Origin of the sequence: Enterobacter cloacae complex sp. 2024EL-00214, assembly GCF_043945575.1 — a bacterium.
GTDB classification, from domain to species: Bacteria; Pseudomonadota; Gammaproteobacteria; order Enterobacterales; family Enterobacteriaceae; genus Enterobacter; species Enterobacter cloacae_P.
Genome location: NZ_JBIMRC010000001.1, coordinates 402,209 through 419,677, shown reverse-complemented (window position 1 = coordinate 419,677; position 17,469 = coordinate 402,209). Strand labels below are relative to the sequence as shown.

17 protein-coding genes and 3 tRNA genes are annotated in these 17,469 nt (G+C 50.6%); 15 read left to right on the top strand and 5 right to left on the bottom strand.

Translation table 11 applies throughout. The features are described 5' to 3' along the window. The first annotated feature begins 127 nt into the window (after positions 1-127). The 8 genes from ACHHZ6_RS02120 to sdiA all read left to right on the top strand — a co-directional run bounded on the left by ACHHZ6_RS02120 (position 128) and on the right by sdiA (position 7,279). A complete protein-coding gene (locus ACHHZ6_RS02120; RefSeq protein WP_395121648.1) occupies positions 128-1,426 on the top strand; it encodes a FliC/FljB family flagellin in 1,299 nt (432 codons plus the stop codon). Positions 1,427-1,589: 163 nt separating this feature from the next. Next, the gene (locus ACHHZ6_RS02115) at positions 1,590-2,309 is read left to right on the top strand and encodes an RNA polymerase sigma factor FliA (protein WP_181619939.1); all 720 of its coding nucleotides are present in this window, start codon (positions 1,590-1,592) and stop codon (positions 2,307-2,309) included. Between the two features lie 54 nt (positions 2,310-2,363). Beyond that, positions 2,364-2,915 carry a flagella biosynthesis regulatory protein FliZ gene (gene fliZ / locus ACHHZ6_RS02110; RefSeq protein ID WP_182271879.1) on the top strand — a complete coding sequence of 184 codons (552 nt, stop codon included), beginning with the start codon at positions 2,364-2,366 and terminating at the stop codon, positions 2,913-2,915. Positions 2,916-3,001: 86 nt separating this feature from the next. Next, on the top strand, positions 3,002-3,802 hold the full coding sequence (tcyJ, locus tag ACHHZ6_RS02105; RefSeq protein WP_182271878.1) for a cystine ABC transporter substrate-binding protein: 801 nt from the start codon (positions 3,002-3,004) through the stop codon (positions 3,800-3,802). A gap of 106 nt (positions 3,803-3,908) precedes the next feature. Then, positions 3,909-4,895, top strand: a complete 987-nt coding sequence (gene dcyD, locus ACHHZ6_RS02100; RefSeq protein WP_182919854.1) for a D-cysteine desulfhydrase — start codon at positions 3,909-3,911, stop codon at positions 4,893-4,895. 21 nt (positions 4,896-4,916) lie between these two features. Further along, positions 4,917-5,585, top strand: coding sequence for a cystine ABC transporter permease (tcyL, locus tag ACHHZ6_RS02095; RefSeq protein ID WP_013096022.1), 669 nt, complete (start codon positions 4,917-4,919; stop codon positions 5,583-5,585). Next, complete coding sequence (gene tcyN / locus ACHHZ6_RS02090; protein WP_182919855.1) at positions 5,582-6,334, top strand: L-cystine ABC transporter ATP-binding protein TcyN; 753 nt, start codon at positions 5,582-5,584, stop codon at positions 6,332-6,334. Before tcyL ends, tcyN begins: the two co-directional genes overlap by 4 nt. A 222-nt stretch (positions 6,335-6,556) precedes the next feature. Beyond that, positions 6,557-7,279, top strand: a complete 723-nt coding sequence (gene sdiA, locus ACHHZ6_RS02085; protein ID WP_182274535.1) for a transcriptional regulator SdiA — start codon at positions 6,557-6,559, stop codon at positions 7,277-7,279. Between the two features lie 66 nt (positions 7,280-7,345). Here sdiA and ACHHZ6_RS02080 read toward each other — a convergent pair whose 3' ends face one another. After that, positions 7,346-7,570, bottom strand: coding sequence for a DUF2594 family protein (locus ACHHZ6_RS02080; protein WP_182271874.1), 225 nt, complete (start codon positions 7,568-7,570; stop codon positions 7,346-7,348). 468 nt (positions 7,571-8,038) lie between these two features. Here ACHHZ6_RS02080 and uvrY point away from each other — a divergent pair, with 468 nt between their 5' ends. From uvrY to ACHHZ6_RS02045, 7 genes are all read left to right on the top strand, one after another. Then, the gene (uvrY, locus tag ACHHZ6_RS02075; RefSeq protein WP_182271873.1) at positions 8,039-8,695 is read left to right on the top strand and encodes a UvrY/SirA/GacA family response regulator transcription factor; all 657 of its coding nucleotides are present in this window, start codon (positions 8,039-8,041) and stop codon (positions 8,693-8,695) included. Further along, complete coding sequence (gene uvrC / locus ACHHZ6_RS02070; RefSeq protein WP_182271872.1) at positions 8,692-10,524, top strand: excinuclease ABC subunit UvrC; 1,833 nt, start codon at positions 8,692-8,694, stop codon at positions 10,522-10,524. The genes uvrY and uvrC overlap by 4 nt, the downstream gene beginning before the upstream one ends. A gap of 56 nt (positions 10,525-10,580) precedes the next feature. After that, positions 10,581-11,129, top strand: coding sequence for a CDP-diacylglycerol--glycerol-3-phosphate 3-phosphatidyltransferase (pgsA, locus tag ACHHZ6_RS02065; RefSeq protein ID WP_006176115.1), 549 nt, complete (start codon positions 10,581-10,583; stop codon positions 11,127-11,129). A gap of 152 nt (positions 11,130-11,281) precedes the next feature. After that, a tRNA-Gly gene (locus ACHHZ6_RS02060) sits at positions 11,282-11,357 on the top strand. Between the two features lie 51 nt (positions 11,358-11,408). Beyond that, a tRNA-Cys gene (locus ACHHZ6_RS02055) sits at positions 11,409-11,482 on the top strand. 11 nt (positions 11,483-11,493) lie between these two features. Then, positions 11,494-11,580 (top strand) — tRNA-Leu (locus tag ACHHZ6_RS02050). A 321-nt stretch (positions 11,581-11,901) separates the two neighbouring features. Beyond that, positions 11,902-12,585, top strand: a complete 684-nt coding sequence (locus ACHHZ6_RS02045; RefSeq protein ID WP_395121647.1) for a DUF2076 domain-containing protein — start codon at positions 11,902-11,904, stop codon at positions 12,583-12,585. 497 nt (positions 12,586-13,082) lie between these two features. On the opposite strand, the gene ACHHZ6_RS02040 is transcribed toward ACHHZ6_RS02045, so the two are convergent. The 4 genes from ACHHZ6_RS02040 to livM all read right to left on the bottom strand — a co-directional run bounded on the left by ACHHZ6_RS02040 (position 13,083) and on the right by livM (position 17,465). Beyond that, positions 13,083-14,126: a diguanylate cyclase gene (locus ACHHZ6_RS02040; protein WP_395121646.1), complete on the bottom strand. Its 1,044-nt coding sequence runs from the start codon at positions 14,124-14,126 to the stop codon at positions 13,083-13,085. Positions 14,127-14,590: 464 nt separating this feature from the next. Next, entirely contained in the window at positions 14,591-15,307 is a 717-nt protein-coding gene (locus ACHHZ6_RS02035) for an ABC transporter ATP-binding protein (protein WP_395121645.1), read from the bottom strand. Continuing rightward, positions 15,304-16,179 carry an ABC transporter ATP-binding protein gene (locus tag ACHHZ6_RS02030; protein ID WP_182271868.1) on the bottom strand — a complete coding sequence of 292 codons (876 nt, stop codon included), beginning with the start codon at positions 16,177-16,179 and terminating at the stop codon, positions 15,304-15,306. The genes ACHHZ6_RS02035 and ACHHZ6_RS02030 overlap by 4 nt, the downstream gene beginning before the upstream one ends. Continuing rightward, complete coding sequence (gene livM / locus ACHHZ6_RS02025; RefSeq protein ID WP_182271867.1) at positions 16,176-17,465, bottom strand: high-affinity branched-chain amino acid ABC transporter permease LivM; 1,290 nt, start codon at positions 17,463-17,465, stop codon at positions 16,176-16,178. Before livM ends, ACHHZ6_RS02030 begins: the two co-directional genes overlap by 4 nt. Between the last annotated feature and the right edge of the window lie 4 nt (positions 17,466-17,469).

Here is a 17,469-nt window from a genome sequence, read left to right as displayed (position 1 = left end):
CGAGATCCTGAAAAAAAATCTAAAGGTTGTTTTGGGGCAGACGATAACACCTTTGACGGCGATGAAGCCGAAGGGTGGAAACCCAAATCTAACCAAACAGATTTGATGAACAACAGGAAACGTAATCATGGCACAAGTCATTAATACCAACAGCCTCTCGCTGATCACTCAGAACAACATCAACAAGAACCAGTCTGCTCTGTCTTCTTCTATCGAGCGTCTGTCTTCCGGTCTGCGCATCAACAGCGCAAAAGATGATGCTGCGGGCCAGGCGATTGCCAACCGCTTCACGTCTAACATCAAGGGTCTGACTCAGGCTGCACGTAACGCAAACGACGGTATCTCTCTGGCGCAGACCACTGAAGGCGCACTGTCTGAAATCAACAACAACTTGCAGCGTGTTCGTGAACTGAGCGTTCAGGCAACTACCGGTACTAACTCCGCTTCTGACCTGACTTCAATCCAGGACGAAATCAAATCCCGTCTGTCTGAAATTGACCGTGTATCTGGTCAGACTCAGTTCAACGGCGTGAACGTACTGGCTAAAAACGGCTCTATGGCGATTCAGGTTGGCGCGAACGATGGCCAGACCATCAACATCGACCTGCAGAAGATCGACTCTTCTACTCTGGGTCTGAGCGGCTTCTCTGTATCTCAGAACTCCCTGAAACTGAGCGATTCTATCACTCAGATCGGTGATACCAGTGCAGCGTCTAAGAACGTTGACCTGAGCGCCGTTGCGACCAAACTGGGCGTGAACGCAAGCACCCTGAGCCTGCACGAAATTCAGAACAACGCTGGTACAGGTACCGGTACATTCGTAGTAAGCTCTGGCAGCGATAACTACGCTGTATCTATCGACAAAGCTACTGGTATCGCTAACCTGAACACCACCAACGTCACTTATGATGACTCTGCAAACGGTGTTACTGGCGCGACTCAGAACAACCAGCTGATCAAAGTTACTTCTGATGCCAACGGCAATGCAGTCGGTTTCGTCACCATCCAGGGTAAAAACTATCAGGCTGGTACTACCGGTGCTGACGTTCTGGTGAACAGCGCGGCGGCAGCTCCAACGACTGGCGTAGCTACCGGTACTCTGCAGCTGAGCGGTGCAACTGCAACTGCACAGCTGCAAGGTACAGCGACTCAGAACCCACTGGCTCTGCTGGACAAAGCTATCGCTTCTGTAGATAAACTGCGTTCTTCTCTGGGTGCGGTACAGAACCGTCTGAGCTCTGCTGTAACCAACCTGAACAACACCACCACTAACCTGTCTGCTGCTCAGTCCCGTATTCAGGACGCCGACTATGCGACCGAAGTGTCCAACATGTCTAAAGCGCAGATCGTTCAGCAGGCGGGTAACTCCGTGCTGTCTAAAGCTAACCAGGTTCCTCAGCAGGTTCTGTCTCTGCTGCAGGGCTAATTGCCTGAATAAGCTCAAACCCCGCTTCGGCGGGGTTTTTTTCCGCTAAAATTTGCCCGTAACCCCTAAATAACCCCTCATTTCACCCACTATTCACCCAATTAAAACCCCTGCAGAATCGGATAATCATGCCGATAACTCAATTAACGCAGGGCTGTTTATCGTGAATTCACTCTATACCGCTGAAGGTGTAATGGATAAACACTCGCTGTGGCAGCGTTATGTCCCGCTGGTGCGTCACGAAGCATTGCGCCTCCAGGTGCGTTTGCCGGCGAGCGTGGAACTGGACGATCTGCTACAGGCGGGCGGTATCGGGTTATTGAATGCAGTTGACCGATACGACGCTCTGCAAGGAACGGCATTTACTACTTACGCAGTTCAGCGTATTCGTGGTGCGATGCTGGACGAGCTGCGCAGCCGCGACTGGGTGCCGCGCAGCGTTCGCCGCAACGCGCGCGAAGTGGCGCATGCGATGGGGCAGCTGGAACAGGAACTGGGACGCAACGCGACGGAAACTGAAGTAGCGGAACGTCTTGGCATTGCTGTTGAAGAGTATCGTCAGATGTTGCTCGACACCAATAATAGCCAACTCTTCTCTTATGACGAGTGGCGTGAAGAGCATGGCGATAGCATCGAGCTGGTGACGGATGAGCATCAGCAAGAAAACCCGTTACACCATTTACTGGAAGGTAATCTACGCCATCGCGTCATGGAAGCGATTGAAGCTTTACCCGAACGTGAACAACTGGTGTTGACCCTCTATTACCAGGAAGAGCTTAACCTCAAAGAGATTGGCGCTGTTCTGGAAGTGGGTGAATCGCGGGTGAGCCAGCTGCACAGTCAGGCCATTAAACGCTTACGGACGAAACTGGGTAAGTTATAGGTGATTGATTCATCTGAAAAATGCCGCACAACGTATTGACAACCAGGAGTTATCATGACGGTGCAGCAATCTAAAAGACGGCCTTTAAGCCGCTACCTGAAAGACTTTAAACACAGCCAGACGCATTGCGCCCACTGTAACAAGTTACTCGATCGTATCACGCTGGTTCGTCGCGGTGAAATCGTTAATAAAATTGCGATTTCTCGTCTCGACACGTTGATGGATGAAGCCGCATGGCTCGAAGAGCAAAAAGAGTGGGTGGCGCTTTGCCGTTTCTGTGGCGATCTTCACTGCAAAGAACAAAGCGATTTCTTCGATATCATCGGCTTTAAACAATTCCTGTTTGAACAAACGGAGATGAGTCATGGCACTGTACGCGAATATGTGGTTCGCCTGCGTCGTCTTGGCCAGCATCTGACCGTACAAAACATTTCTCGCGATCTGCTTAAAACTGGGTATCTGGATGAGAATCTGGAGCCGTGGTTGCCTGCAACCAGCACCAACAACTACCGTATTGCGCTGCGCAAGTATGCACAATATAAGGTACAAATGCCCGGTGCTGTAGAGCAGAAAGTCCACGCCGGAACAACTTCTGATATATATTAAAAAGGAATAAGATGTAGCGCAGTTGCCTTTGACGTTGCAGGCGATTTCACTACACTACTCAAAAATTCCACTATATCGGGGTACTTATGAAATTAGCACTTCTGGGTCGTCAGGCGCTGATGGGCGTAATGGCCGTTGCGCTGGTCGCGGGTATGAGCGTGAAAACGTTCGCGGCAGAAAACCTGCTGAATAAAGTGAAAGAGCGCGGCACATTGCTGGTCGGGCTGGAAGGAACCTATCCTCCGTTCAGCTTCCAGGGTGATGACGGTAAACTGACCGGTTTCGAAGTGGAATTTGCACAGGAACTGGCGAAACATCTCGGCGTGCAGGCATCCCTGAAACCCACTAAATGGGACGGCATGCTGGCATCGCTGGATTCCAAACGTATTGATGTGGTGATCAACCAGGTGACCATTTCTGACGAGCGTAAGAAGAAATATGATTTCTCTACGCCGTACACTGTGTCTGGTATTCAGGCGCTGGTGAAGAAAGGCAACGAGGGCACCATTAAGTCCGCTGCTGACCTGAAAGGTAAGAAAGTGGGCGTCGGCCTGGGGACGAACTACGAAGAGTGGCTGCGCCAGAACGTTCAGGGTGTGGATATCCGCACCTATGATGATGACCCGACGAAGTACCAGGATCTCCGTGTTGGCCGTATCGACGCCATTCTGGTTGACCGTCTGGCCGCGCTGGATCTGGTGAAGAAAACGAACAATACCCTGGCGGTGGCTGGTGATGCGTTCTCTCGCCAGGAGTCGGGTGTTGCAGTGCGTAAAGGTAACGAAGATCTGGTGAAAGCCATTGATGCCGCCATTGCGGATATGCAAAAAGACGGCAGCCTGAAGGCACTCTCTGAGAAGTGGTTCGGGGCTGACGTGACTAAATAAGTCTCTGACGATAAAAAAAGGCGCTTTTAAAAGCGCCTTTTTTATTTCTGGCACGACAACGTGCATAATAAAAATATTACATAAAAACAGCGTTACCGGAGGATCCATGTCACTACAGAATTTAACGCGTTTTCCCCGTCTGGAGTTTATCGGTGCACCGACGCCGCTGGAGTACTTACCGCGGTTTTCTGATTATTTAGGACGCGATATTTTTATTAAGCGTGATGACGTGACGCCAATGGCGATGGGCGGTAACAAGCTGCGCAAACTGGAGTTCCTCGCGGCCGATGCGCTGCGTGAAGGTGCGGATACGCTGATCACCGCAGGAGCAATCCAGTCTAACCACGTTCGTCAGACGGCTGCAGTTGCGGCAAAACTCGGGCTGCACTGCGTGGCGCTGCTGGAAAACCCGATCGGCACGCGCGCGGAAAATTACCTGACCAACGGCAACCGCCTGCTGCTGGATCTGTTTAATGTACAGGTCGAAATGGTTGATGCTCTGACTGACCCGGCTGCACAGCTCGGGGAGCTGGCCACGCGGCTGGAAGCGCAGGGGTTCCGTCCGTATGTCATTCCTGTGGGCGGCTCGAATGCGCTGGGGGCGATGGGGTATGTGGAAAGTGCGCTGGAAATTGCCCAGCAATGCGAAGGTGCTGTTAGTTTGTCCTCCGTGGTCGTCGCTTCTGGCAGTGCGGGTACACACGCGGGGCTGGCTGTCGGCCTGGAACAACTACTGCCGGATGTGGAGCTTATTGGCGTGACGGTATCCCGCAGCGTTGCGGAGCAGAAGCCGAAAGTGGTGACTTTACAGCAGGCGGTGGCAGAGCAGCTGGAGCTGAAGGCGAAGGCGGATATTGTACTCTGGGATGACTATTTTGCACCGGGCTATGGCACGCCAAATGAAGAGGGGATGGAAGCCGTGAAATTGCTGGCGCGCCTCGAAGGGATCCTGCTTGATCCGGTCTATACCGGCAAGGCGATGGCGGGTCTTATTGACGGTATCGCGCAGAAACGCTTTAAGGATGAAGGGCCGATTTTGTTTGTTCACACCGGCGGGGCACCTGCGCTGTTTGCCTACCATCCTCACGTTTAAAAGTCAGGTCGAAAAATAATAATGCAAGAAAGTATTCAACTGGTTATTGATTCGCTACCGTTCCTGCTCAAGGGGGCGGTGTTTACGTTACAGCTCAGTATCGGCGGGATGTTCTTTGGTCTGGTGCTCGGGTTTGTGCTGGCCTTAATGCGTATGTCGCCCGTCTGGCCGGTACGCTGGCTGGCGCGTTTTTATATCTCTGTGTTTCGCGGTACGCCGCTCATCGCTCAACTCTTTATGATCTACTACGGTTTACCGCAGTTTGGTATTGAGCTTGATCCGATCCCGGCGGCAATGATTGGGCTGTCGCTGAATACCGCGGCGTACACCTCGGAAACCCTGCGGGCGGCCATCTCGTCTATTGATAAAGGGCAATGGGAAGCTGCGGCCAGTATCGGTATGACACCGTGGCAAACGTTGCGTCGGGCAATCCTGCCACAGGCGGCGCGCGTGGCCTTGCCTCCGCTCAGCAACAGTTTTATTAGCCTGGTGAAAGACACCTCGCTGGCGGCAACGATCCAGGTACCAGAGTTGTTCCGTCAGGCGCAGCTTATCACTTCGCGCACGCTTGAAGTGTTCACCATGTATCTGGCGGCCTCGCTGATTTACTGGGTGATGGCGACGGTGCTGTCTGCGTTGCAAAACTACTTTGAAAACCAGCTTAACCGCCAGGAGCGTGATCCGAAATGAGTGCTATCGACGTTAAAAACCTGGTGAAAAAGTTCCACGGGCAAACGGTGCTCCACGGAATCGATCTTGAGGTTGAGCAGGGCGAAGTGGTGGCGATTATTGGGCCAAGCGGCTCAGGAAAAACGACGCTGCTACGCAGCATCAACCTGCTTGAACAGCCTGAGGGCGGAACGATTCGGGTGGGGGATATCACTATTGATACCGGTAAGTCTATCAACCAGCAGAAGGGGTTAATCCGTCGTCTGCGTCAGCACGTTGGCTTCGTTTTTCAGAACTTCAATCTGTTCCCGCACCGGACGGTGCTGGAGAACATTATTGAGGGGCCGGTTATCGTGAAAGGTGAGCCTAAAGACGAAGCAACGGCGCGAGCGCGCGAACTGCTTGCTAAGGTAGGGCTGGCGGGTAAAGAAACCAGCTATCCGCGCCGTCTGTCTGGGGGGCAGCAGCAACGCGTGGCGATTGCCCGCGCGCTGGCGATGCGCCCTGATGTGATCCTGTTCGATGAACCAACCTCGGCGCTTGATCCAGAACTGGTGGGCGAGGTGCTGAATACTATCCGCCAGCTGGCGCAGGAAAAGCGCACGATGGTTATCGTAACCCACGAAATGAGCTTTGCCCGTGATGTTGCAGACCGGGCTATTTTCATGGATCAAGGACGGATTGTGGAGCAGGGGCCAGCGAAGCGTTTATTTGCAAACCCACAGCAGCCGCGAACCCGTCAGTTCCTTGAAAAATTCCTCATGCAGTAGCATTTTTACGTTAATTTGCTCCAGGTTTGTTTTCTGGAGCAAATTATTCTCCTGTTATGTCTCTTCTTCTGTTTTTTAATTCCGCTAACTTCGGTTAAACCGCATTAAAACTAAAGTTAATTGTAATAATGCCGATATTTCGTAGTAAGAAAGAAGTTTTATGTGTTAGGTTATATTCACCATAATAATGATTATCTTTATCAGAGGTTTTATTCACTAAGTATGAGGGATTCAGACTTTTTCAACTGGCGACGGGAATGCTTCCTCCGGTTTCAGGCGTTGACCTGTGCCGACGAGGTATATCAGGAACTCCAGCTGCAAACGCAGGCACTCGAGTTTGATTATTTCGCTCTCTGCGTGCGCCACCCCGTGCCATTTACGCGCCCCAGGATTTCAGTACATTCCAGTTATCCGCAACAATGGATGGCGCAATATCAGTCAGAGAATTATTTTTCCATCGATCCGGTACTGAAGCCGGAGAATTTCATTCAGGGGCATTTACCCTGGACTGATGAATTATTCGCTGATGCCCAGGAATTATGGGACGGTGCGCGCGATCACGGTTTACGTAAGGGAATAACACAGTGCCTGATGCTGCCTAATCATGCACTTGGCTTTCTGTCGGTTTCTCGTACGAGTGTGCTGGCAAATTCGTTAGCCAACGAAGAAATAGAGTTGCGGCTGCAAATGCTGGTGCAAATGGCCTTAACGTCTCTGCTTCGTTTTGAACATGAAATGGTGATGCCGCCTGAAATGAGGTTCAGCAAACGTGAGCGGGAAATTCTGAAATGGACCGCAGAAGGGAAAACCTCTGCAGAAATAGCAATCATTCTCTCAATCTCTGAGAATACGGTTAACTTCCATCAAAAGAATATGCAGAAGAAATTCAATGCGCCAAACAAGACGCAGATAGCCTGTTATGCAGCGGCGACGGGATTGATCTGATTAGACAAAATGTTCTGCGTGCCAGACGAAATAACGGCTGAATGCATCGCATCCAGCCGTTTTTTTTCACTGACGGTAAGCTTGTTTAATTTGCTTAACGGTATTGGCAAATACCGCGGATTCAGCCTGGCCTTCCATCTGCGCGATTTGTTTTTCCATCTTAATGATCACACGACCAGCATCAGCCTGGCCCATAGCCTGCAGCATGAGCGTCAGCAGTGCTTTCAGGCAGTTTACTTCCTGTGCCAGTTCCTGGTTATTCTCTGCAGTGGCAAAATCAGGTGTGCTCATTTATTTTCCTCATTATTAAACAGCGCTTGAGCGCGACGATGAAAGTTAAGGCGGCGGAGTATACCACAAGCTGAACCAAAAAATGCAGCGGTTGTTTTTTGTACTTTCCCGTCAGGTGTTTATTTGCGTAAACATGGCAGCGGAGTAAAGTGAACAACTGTTTATCAGCTATTAATTGTTTATCACCGGTTCGCTTGTCGTTAATTATTGTTACAAAAAGTTGAGAGTTGTTCTTTTTGCTGATGATGCCAGCGGTTTTTTGTAACGTTTTGAATGCAGATGCTTAAAAATAGCTGCAAAAGCGCTGGCTGTGCGGGTTTTCTTTCCACCCTCTGTACAGGCTAATTTCCAAAAACGAGAGCAAAATCGAAGCGTCGGGTTTTTAGCGTTTTAATCTTGCGGTGAAAACCGTTAATATAAACCAAATTAGCAGTCAGTAGCGTTATCCCTATTCTGGAGACATTTCCTTTGATCAACGTCCTTCTTGTTGATGACCACGAACTGGTGCGCGCAGGGATACGACGCATTCTTGAAGACATAAAGGGTATCAAAGTTGCCGGTGAGGCGTGCTGTGGCGAAGACGCGGTGAAGTGGTGTCGCGCTAACTCGGCAGACGTTGTGCTGATGGATATGAACATGCCCGGTATTGGTGGGCTTGAAGCAACGCGTAAAATCGCCCGCACGTTTGTTGATACCAAAGTCATCATGCTGACCGTGCATACTGAAAACCCACTGCCCGCGAAAGTTATGCAGGCGGGAGCAGCCGGTTACCTGAGTAAAGGCGCGGCACCACAGGAAGTGGTCAATGCTATCCGTTCTGTGTTTGCCGGGCAGCGTTATATTGCTTCCGACATTGCTCAACAAATGGCGCTGAGCCAGATTGAACCGGAGAAAACGGAATCACCGTTTGCCAGTTTGTCTGAGCGCGAATTGCAGATTATGCTGATGATCACCAAAGGTCAGAAGGTGAATGAGATCTCAGAACAACTGAATCTCAGCCCCAAAACGGTGAACAGCTATCGTTATCGTATGTTCAGTAAACTGAACATCCACGGCGACGTCGAACTGACTCATCTGGCCATTCGTCATGGTCTGTGCAATGCGGAGACGTTAATAAGTCAGTGAGTGATGTGTTCGATTCAAAAGCATTTCTGAAAACCGTCACCAGCCAGCCAGGCGTCTATCGCATGTATGACGCTGGCGGTACGGTTATCTACGTGGGGAAGGCGAAAGATCTCAAAAAACGCCTTTCCAGTTATTTCCGCAGCAACCTTGCCTCCCGTAAGACCGAAGCGCTGGTCGCACTCATCCAGACTATTGATGTCACCGTTACGCATACGGAGACAGAAGCGCTGCTGCTTGAGCATAACTATATTAAGCTGTATCAGCCGCGCTATAACGTCCTGCTGCGCGATGATAAGTCCTACCCGTTTATCTTCCTGAGCGGTGATACTCACCCCCGGCTCGCCATGCACCGTGGTGCAAAACATGCAAAGGGAGAGTATTTCGGACCGTTTCCTAACGGTTATGCGGTGCGTGAAACTTTGGCGCTGCTGCAAAAAATCTTTCCGGTTCGCCAGTGTGAAAACAGCGTCTACCGTAACCGCTCCCGCCCGTGCCTGCAGTACCAGATTGGTCGCTGCCTGGGGCCGTGCGTTGCCGGTCTGGTGAGCGAAGAAGAGTACGCGCAACAGGTTGAATATGTGCGTCTGTTTTTAGCCGGAAAAGATGACCAGGTATTGACCCAACTGATCGCCCGTATGGAGAAAGCCAGCGCGGCGCTGGAATTTGAAGAGGCCGCGCGTATACGCGACCAAATCCAGGCAGTACGCAGGGTGACCGAGAAACAGTTCGTGTCGAATACCGGCGACGATCTCGACGTTATTGGCGTTGCCTTTGACGCCGGGCTGGCCTGCGTGCATGTGCTGTTTATTCGCCAGGGCAAAGTGCTTGGCAGCCGCAGCTATTTCCCGAAAGTCCCTGGCGGTACCGAGCTGGGTGAAGTGGTCGAAACCTTTGTCGGTCAGTTCTACCTGCAGGGAAGCCAGATGCGCACGCTGCCGTCGGAGATCCTGCTTGATTTTAATCTCGACGACAAAACCTTGCTGGCCGATTCGCTGTCTGAACTGGCTGGCCGTCGGGTTAACGTACAAACCAAACCGCGGGGCGACCGTGCGCGTTACCTGAAACTGGCGCGCACCAACGCGGCGACAGCACTTACCACCAAACTTTCCCAGCAATCGACGGTCAGCCAGCGGTTAACCGCCCTGGCAACGCTCCTGAAACTGCCGGCCGTCAAACGCATGGAATGTTTCGACATCAGCCACACGATGGGCGAACAGACTGTGGCTTCCTGCGTGGTGTTTGATGCGAATGGTCCGCTGCGTGCCGAGTATCGTCGCTATAACATTATGGGGATCACGCCGGGCGATGATTATGCGGCAATGAACCAGGTGCTGCGTCGCCGCTATGGTAAAGCCATCGAAGAGAGCAAAATCCCGGATGTCATTCTTATCGACGGTGGGAAAGGGCAGTTGGGGCAGGCTAAAGCGGTGTTTGAATCGCTGGATGTGGTCTGGGATAAAAACCATCCGTTGTTGCTCGGGGTGGCGAAAGGGGCAGATCGTAAAGCCGGGCTGGAGACATTGTTCTTCGAACCGGAAGGTGAGGGCTTTAGCCTGCCGCCGGATTCCCCCGCGCTGCATGTGATTCAGCACATTCGTGATGAATCACACGATCATGCGATTAGCGGGCACCGCAAAAAACGGGCGAAAGTAAAAAATACCAGTACGCTGGAGACGATTGAAGGCGTTGGGCCAAAACGCCGCCAGATGCTGCTGAAATATATGGGCGGATTGCAAGGATTACTCAACGCCAGCGTGGACGAAATTGCAAAAGTGCCGGGTATTTCGCAAGGGCTGGCAGAAAAGATCTACTACTCGTTGAAACATTAAGGGCTCTGTAGCAACATAGAGCTAAATTTTACTGACAACAGACAGTTACCGTCATTATGCGATTTAATATCCCTACGTTGCTCACTCTCTTTCGCGTCGTGCTCATCCCATTCTTTGTACTGGCATTTTATCTGCCGGTTGTCTGGGCTCCCTTTGCCTGTGCGCTGATTTTCCTGGTTGCCGCCGTCACCGACTGGTTTGATGGTTATCTGGCGCGTCGCTGGAATCAAAGCACCCGCTTTGGGGCGTTCCTTGATCCAGTGGCCGATAAAGTGATGGTCGCTATCGCGATGGTGCTGGTGGCTGAGCATTATCATACCTGGTGGGTGACGCTGCCTGCGGCAACCATGATTGGCCGTGAGATAATCATCTCTGCCCTGCGTGAGTGGATGGCGGAGCTGGGTAAACGCAGCAGCGTGGCGGTATCCTGGATCGGTAAAGTTAAAACAACCGCGCAGATGGCGGCTCTGGTCTGGATGCTGTGGCGTCCAAATGCCTGGGTTGAGTGGGCGGGTATTGGTTTGCTGTGGGTTGCCGCAGTGCTGACGCTGTGGTCCATGCTGCAATATTTGAACGCTGCGCGCGGAGATTTGCTTGAACAGTGATCGTTTCGCCGTAAATTTCAGCAAACGATCCAGGGATGTAAAAAATAACGTTGACTCAAAACGTCATATCAGTAGAATGCAACGCATCGAACGGCGGCACAGTTAGCCGGACGATAATGAAATCAAGTGGTTAGCTGTTAACTTGATAACATGCGGGAATAGCTCAGTTGGTAGAGCACGACCTTGCCAAGGTCGGGGTCGCGAGTTCGAGTCTCGTTTCCCGCTCCAGATTAAATGCATCGGCAATTGCGGGTGCTGGTCGAAAGACAAAAGATTTAAGGCGCGTTAGCAAAGCGGTTATGTAGCGGATTGCAAATCCGTCTAGTCCGGTTCGACTCCGGAACGCGCCTCCACTTTCTTCCCTGGCCGGATGGTGGAATCGGTAGACACAAGGGATTTAAAATCCCTCGGCGTTCGCGCTGTGTGGGTTCAAGTCCCACTCCGGCTACCATGGGAAACAAAGAATAAAATCAATGATAAGCAGTGTCGTGAAACCACCGAAAGGTGGTTTTTTTGTGCCTCCAGTCTGGGCGCTATTGCAACTGTGAAAAATGGTTACCTGCTTTTCATCCCACCAATAGGTGTAATGTCAGTCACTTAAGGTGACTGGCATTGCTTTTAAAAGGGTATTTGGATTTTTTTCGCCCCGAAAGTAGGGCGAGTTTCAGCTAACTTGCAACCAATATTAAACAAACATTTCGCTCGCCAGACACAGGTTGTCGCCGCTGATAAACTAGATGGCATCCACCCTGGAGAGCGGAAGGTTATTGTCATGCAATATGAAGAACAACAGCTTATCAACGGCCTTTTCGAACGTCTGAAACAGACCGGACAACAAAACAGCCAACGGGATGCAGATGCAGAGCGTCAGATCGCGGAATTCGTCAGACAGCAGCCTGCGGCCCCCTACTATATGGCGCAATCGATTTTGATTCAGGAAGCGGCGCTGAAACGCCTGCAGGCCCGGGTTCAGGAGCTTGAAAGCGAATTAGCCGCGCAAAAAAGCAAACCCTCGACGGGCGGCAGTTTTCTCGGCGGCCTGTTTGGTGGTGGGAAAAGCAGCCCGCAGCCGGACAATAGCTGGAATGCCCAGCCGCAACAGCCACCGGCGCAGGATTATTCACGGGCGTCAGCGCCGGCTTCGGCTCCTCGCGGCGGCGGTTTTATGGCAGGCGCGCTCCAGACAGCCGCTGGTGTGGCCGGTGGCGTCGTGCTGGCCGAGATGCTGACCAGTATGTTCCATCAGTCGCGGCCGGAAGAGATCGTGAACATCATCGAAGAACCGACAACACCCGCCGGTGGTGAGCCGTTTGTCGGTAATCAGTACGGCGACTTTAATAATGTCTCTGACACCCGTTTCCTCAACCAGGATGATCCATTCGGCAATAATAACGACACCTGGCAGAACGACGATGCAGATGACGACTACAGCAATGATGACAACAGTTTTATTTAACGACGTTAACGCTGGATAGAAAAAGAGGCCTTACGGCTAATGCCAGTCACTTAAGGTGACTGGCGTTGTGTTTAAAATCCCTCGGCCTTCGCACTGTGTGGGTTCAAGTCCCACTCCAGCTACCATGGGGAAACAAAGAATAAAATCAATGATAAGCCGTGTCGTGAAACCACTGAAAGGTGGTTTTTTTGTGCCTGAAATCCACATCCAGCGCTCACGGGGCACAATCTCCACTCTGGTTATTTCGTGCGAGTCCGTCAGGCAGGCAAAACATCGTCCAGCATCATTCTCCCGCGAAGTGAGTCGATGGAAGCCAGGGTTATTTCTCAGACAAATATTTTGACAGAAGAGATTGCGCACAGCCCCGGCTTCAATCGACATAATCAGGTGCTCAGTAAACGGGCTATGATATCCGGGAGAAATTTTATTAAAGATTTAAAAACGAAAGATAAAATTATCGGCAGGCTTTTACACTTATTATTCTATAAATCAGGTGGCTATGTTGAAAATTTAACAATGTTTCTTCCCGAATTTTTTGCATTGTAAAGGGCTTTGTCGGCTCTTGCATAAATATCCTCAATTTGAACGTCACCCTCATGAATTGCGGTGAAACCAATACTGGCAGTACATGTTATAGTTTCATCGAAATATTTTATAGTTATATTTTTTATGAGTTCACGTATTGAGTTGTAGAATGTGTAAGCCGAATTTTGAGATAAATTTGATGAGGTTGACAGAGCAAATTCTTCACCTCCAATGCGGGCGAAGAAATATCCAGAAGGAATGGTGGATGTTATCTCCAGAGATATTGTTCTGAGTATAACATCGCCAGCGGCATGCCCATAATAATCATTTAGCTTTTTGAAATGATCAATATCCAGTATGCCAAAGAAAAAAGCTTCTCTATCTTTATTGTAATGATGTATTTTCTCGCTAATGAATTTATTAAACTCACGGCGGTTGGGTACGCCTGTTAAATAGTCTGTTGAAGCAAGTTTATCCATTTCCATTACCTGCAAATGCAAGGAGATGTTTAGAGCGATCCAGTTTGCCAGACACTGCAGCTTCAACGCTTGAGACTTAGTATAATAGTGCTTATTTAAATGGCCTACATTCAGGGTTCCAATACATTTATTTGAAACCAGAAGAGGGGCATCCATGCACGTTTGAATACCATTAGCGAAGAGCATTTTACAATCGATCTCCTGGGATTTTGACAGATTATCACAAATCATTAATTTTCTTTTTGTAAAGGCTCTGCCAACAAATGATTGGTCGATTGGAACTTTGAAGTCAAGAGGTATTGCCTGATTACCAGAAATAGAATACAGTTCTAAATGCTTTTGGTTATTGTAGAGCGTTAAACTGACTCTGTCAGCATATAATAAGATATTGACCCATTCTGAGAAAGTGTCCAAAACCATCTTAAGTGATCGAGACTCTGATAGCTTGTGGATAAAAGCTGCTGGCAGGATTATACTATTTTCCTCACCATTTCCCATTAGTAACTCTTGCGGGTCAAATTCTCTTTCGTAATCCATAAGCAATTCCGTAAGTATTTATAGTTATATCAGAATGTAGTGAATGAACTATCTAAATGATTTTGATTGTGCTGAATGTTGCATGTAGTATACCATTTATCTATGGATTTGCACTCATTTTTCTTATCAATTCCATATGAATAAATGCATGGTGTAATATTACAGTTCAAATTTGCGGGCTACTTTCTTGATACTCTTCTTGCATAATAGATATCAGAATGAATTCATTAACTGTGCTAATAATTCATAATTGCATAGATACGAAGAAATTTAATGATGCACAGTGAAGTGAGAACGAAAACTAATTTCATTATTTTTAATCTGTCTTATGAAGATCTGCGACAGGTGACATAAAACATCACATACTAAAAGAACAGTGTTCAAAAAGAATCTCATATTACAGAGAGTGACTTACTGAGATTACCTGGTGATTCATTTTACGCTGCAGGGGTTCAGCTTCGCAATTAAACCCCTCCCAGATACGCTTTCCTCACCTCCTGATTTCCCAGTAGTTCTTCGCCGCTGCCACTTAGTCGAATCTGACCGTTCACCATGACATACCCACGATTGGACAGCTTCAGCGCGTGGTGCGCATTCTGCTCCACCAGAAAAATGGTCATTCCATTGCGGGCCAGCTCACGCAGCGTCTGGAAGATCTGTTTCACTACAATCGGAGCCAGGCCCAGGCTGGGTTCATCCAGCAACAGCAACTTCGGGCGGCCCATTAATGCACGGGCGATCGCCAGCATTTGTTGCTCTCCGCCGGACATGGTCATGGCGCGCTGTTTGCGACGCTCTTTGAGGCGCGGGAACAGGTCGAACATACTTTGCATATCACTGGTGGCATGCTGGTCCCCGATTGGGATGGTTCCCATCAGCAGATTCTCTTCAACGGTCATATCCGGGAAAATACGCCGACCTTCAGGAGCCTGCGCGATGCCGCCGGAAGCGACATAGTGGGTGGATTTATGGCTGATATCCTCCCCGCAAAAAAGGATCTGCCCGCTACGGATACGGGGTTGCCCAAAAATAGACATCAGTAATGTCGATTTGCCCGCACCGTTAGCACCAATCAGCGCCACGGTTTCGCCTTTATTAACTTCCAGGGAAACCTGCTTCAACGCCTGGATCACGCCGTAGAACACATCCACGTAGTGGAATGCCAGCATCGGTTCACTCATAAATTGACCTCGCTTTCATCGGTACCCAGATAGGCGGCAATCACTTTTTCATCATGCTGGATCTGCTCTGGCTTGCCCTGGGCAATGACGTCACCGTGGTCGAGCACGATAATATTGTCCGAAATCTCCATCACCATTCCCATATCATGCTCAATCAGTAATACCGTGATGTCGTGGTGGTCGCGCAGAAAACGGATGATGTTACTCAGCTTACGCGTTTCAACCGGGTTCAGCCCGGCGGCGGGTTCATCCAGACAGATCATCTCCGGCCCGGTGCACATCGCCCGCGCGATCTCCAGACGCCGCTGTTGGCCATACGACATCTCTCCCGCCAGACGATTCGCGCAATCCACCAGATCCACCACCTCCAGCCAGTAAAATGCCCTGTCCAGTGCATCACTTTCCGCCCGCCGGTAAGCCGGTGTATTCAGCACACCGGCCAGCAGATTACGATTAACGCGCATATGCTGCGCGACCAGCAGATTTTCAACGACCGACATTTCGCGAAAAAGGCGGATGTTCTGGAAGGTGCGCGCAAGCCCCGCGCGATTCACAAGATGGGTACCGCCGAACATTTTGTAGAAAAGACGTTTCCCGAACTGCGCCGGGTTTACCCAGTCGCCTGACTGGAATTTTTGTCCAAGCACCTGAATGACGTTGGTGGTTTGACTTCGCGTATTGAATAATATGCTGCCGCCAGACGCTTTATAGAAGCCGGTCAGGCAGTTAAACACGGTCGTTTTTCCCGCACCGTTTGGACCAATAAGCGCCGTAATCGATCCACGCTGCACCTCAAGATTAACGTCGTTTAATGCCTTAATACCGCCAAAATGCATCATCAGGTGTTCAACGCATAATATCGTTCCGTTCATGGTGCAACACCCTTACGCACGGCAAACCCGCTGCGGTTAATGCGGATCAATCCGCGTGGACGCCAGATCATCATCACCACCATCAACATGCCAAACAGCAAGACGCGGTACTCTGCAAAGCTACGCAGAAGTTCCGGTGTGACGGTAAGCACAAAGGCTGCCAGCACGACGCCCAGCGTTGACCCCATCCCGCCCAGCACCACGATGGCGAGGATCAGTGCGGATTCAAAAAAGGTGAACGAGGTCGGGTTCACAAACCCCTGCCAGGTGGCGAAGAATACGCCTGCAATCCCGGCCGTTGATGCGCCCAGCGTAAAGGCTGAGAGCTTGACCAGAACATGATTTAACCCCATTGAACGACAGGCAATTTCATCTTCCCGTAGTGCCTCCCATGCCCGGCCAATCGGCATGCGCGTCAGACGGTGCTTGATGTAAAGCACCAGCAGCACCACCAGAAACAGTACCGCGTAGATAAAGATAAACTTCATGTTCGGGTTATATGTCAGGTGGAAAAATTCGTGAAACGGCACGCCGCCTTCTTTAGCGCGCCGGCCAAACTCGAGACCGAAGAAGGTGGGGGGAGGAGCCGAGACGCCGTTAGGGCCGCCGGTAAAGGCCAGCCAGTTGTTCAGGATCAGGCGGATAATTTCCCCGAACCCGAGCGTTACGATAGCCAGATAGTCACCATGCATGCGCAGCACCGGGAAACCAAGCAAGGCACCCGCAGCGGCGGCCATCAGCGCCGCCAGCGGCAACATGCTCCAGAACCCTAATCCCAGATACTGATACCCCAGCGCCAGGCCGTACGCGCCAATGGCATAAAAGGCGACATAACCCAGATCCAATAACCCCGCCAGACCCACAACGATATTCAGTCCCAGACCAAGAAGAACATAGATCAGCCCGAGAATGGCAACCGTCAGCACATATTTGGTGGCGACAAAGGGAAAACAGATCGCCAGCGCGATGATCAGGGGGATTATCCAGCGCATGCGGCTCTTGTATTCCGGTGGCCGGACATAAACGCCCGCGCTGTCAGCGTCAAAACGTGCCTGGAAGCGTGCGCCAGCGGGAGTACCTAAAAAGGCGCTCAGCAGAAAACGCCCCAGCATAACGATGCCGACCATCCACGCCAGCCGCTGCCCGGCAAAGTTAAAGCTGTATCCGTCCAGCACCACGCCTGCGATAGGGCCGAAAATAATCAATGCAACCAGCCCGGAAAAAATGGCGTCCAGAATGCAGCGTTTAAGAGAGAAACCATCAGTCGAAACCGCGCGTGATCTCATTGCT

Coding starts and splice junctions, on each gene's coding strand:
- tcyJ (WP_182271878.1), top strand. CDS start 3,002: ATGAAATTAGCACTTCTGGGTCGTCAGGCGCTGATGGGCGTAATGGCC.
- fliZ (WP_182271879.1), top strand. CDS start 2,364: ATGACGGTGCAGCAATCTAAAAGACGGCCTTTAAGCCGCTACCTGAAA.
- sdiA (WP_182274535.1), top strand. CDS start 6,557: ATGAGGGATTCAGACTTTTTCAACTGGCGACGGGAATGCTTCCTCCGG.
- ACHHZ6_RS02030 (WP_182271868.1), bottom strand. CDS start 16,179: ATGAACGGAACGATATTATGCGTTGAACACCTGATGATGCATTTTGGC.
- ACHHZ6_RS02080 (WP_182271874.1), bottom strand. CDS start 7,570: ATGAGCACACCTGATTTTGCCACTGCAGAGAATAACCAGGAACTGGCA.
- pgsA (WP_006176115.1), top strand. CDS start 10,581: ATGCGATTTAATATCCCTACGTTGCTCACTCTCTTTCGCGTCGTGCTC.
- tcyL (WP_013096022.1), top strand. CDS start 4,917: ATGCAAGAAAGTATTCAACTGGTTATTGATTCGCTACCGTTCCTGCTC.
- ACHHZ6_RS02120 (WP_395121648.1), top strand. CDS start 128: ATGGCACAAGTCATTAATACCAACAGCCTCTCGCTGATCACTCAGAAC.
- dcyD (WP_182919854.1), top strand. CDS start 3,909: ATGTCACTACAGAATTTAACGCGTTTTCCCCGTCTGGAGTTTATCGGT.
- livM (WP_182271867.1), bottom strand. CDS start 17,465: ATGAGATCACGCGCGGTTTCGACTGATGGTTTCTCTCTTAAACGCTGC.
- ACHHZ6_RS02035 (WP_395121645.1), bottom strand. CDS start 15,307: ATGAGTGAACCGATGCTGGCATTCCACTACGTGGATGTGTTCTACGGC.
- tcyN (WP_182919855.1), top strand. CDS start 5,582: ATGAGTGCTATCGACGTTAAAAACCTGGTGAAAAAGTTCCACGGGCAA.
- ACHHZ6_RS02040 (WP_395121646.1), bottom strand. CDS start 14,126: ATGGATTACGAAAGAGAATTTGACCCGCAAGAGTTACTAATGGGAAAT.
- ACHHZ6_RS02045 (WP_395121647.1), top strand. CDS start 11,902: ATGCAATATGAAGAACAACAGCTTATCAACGGCCTTTTCGAACGTCTG.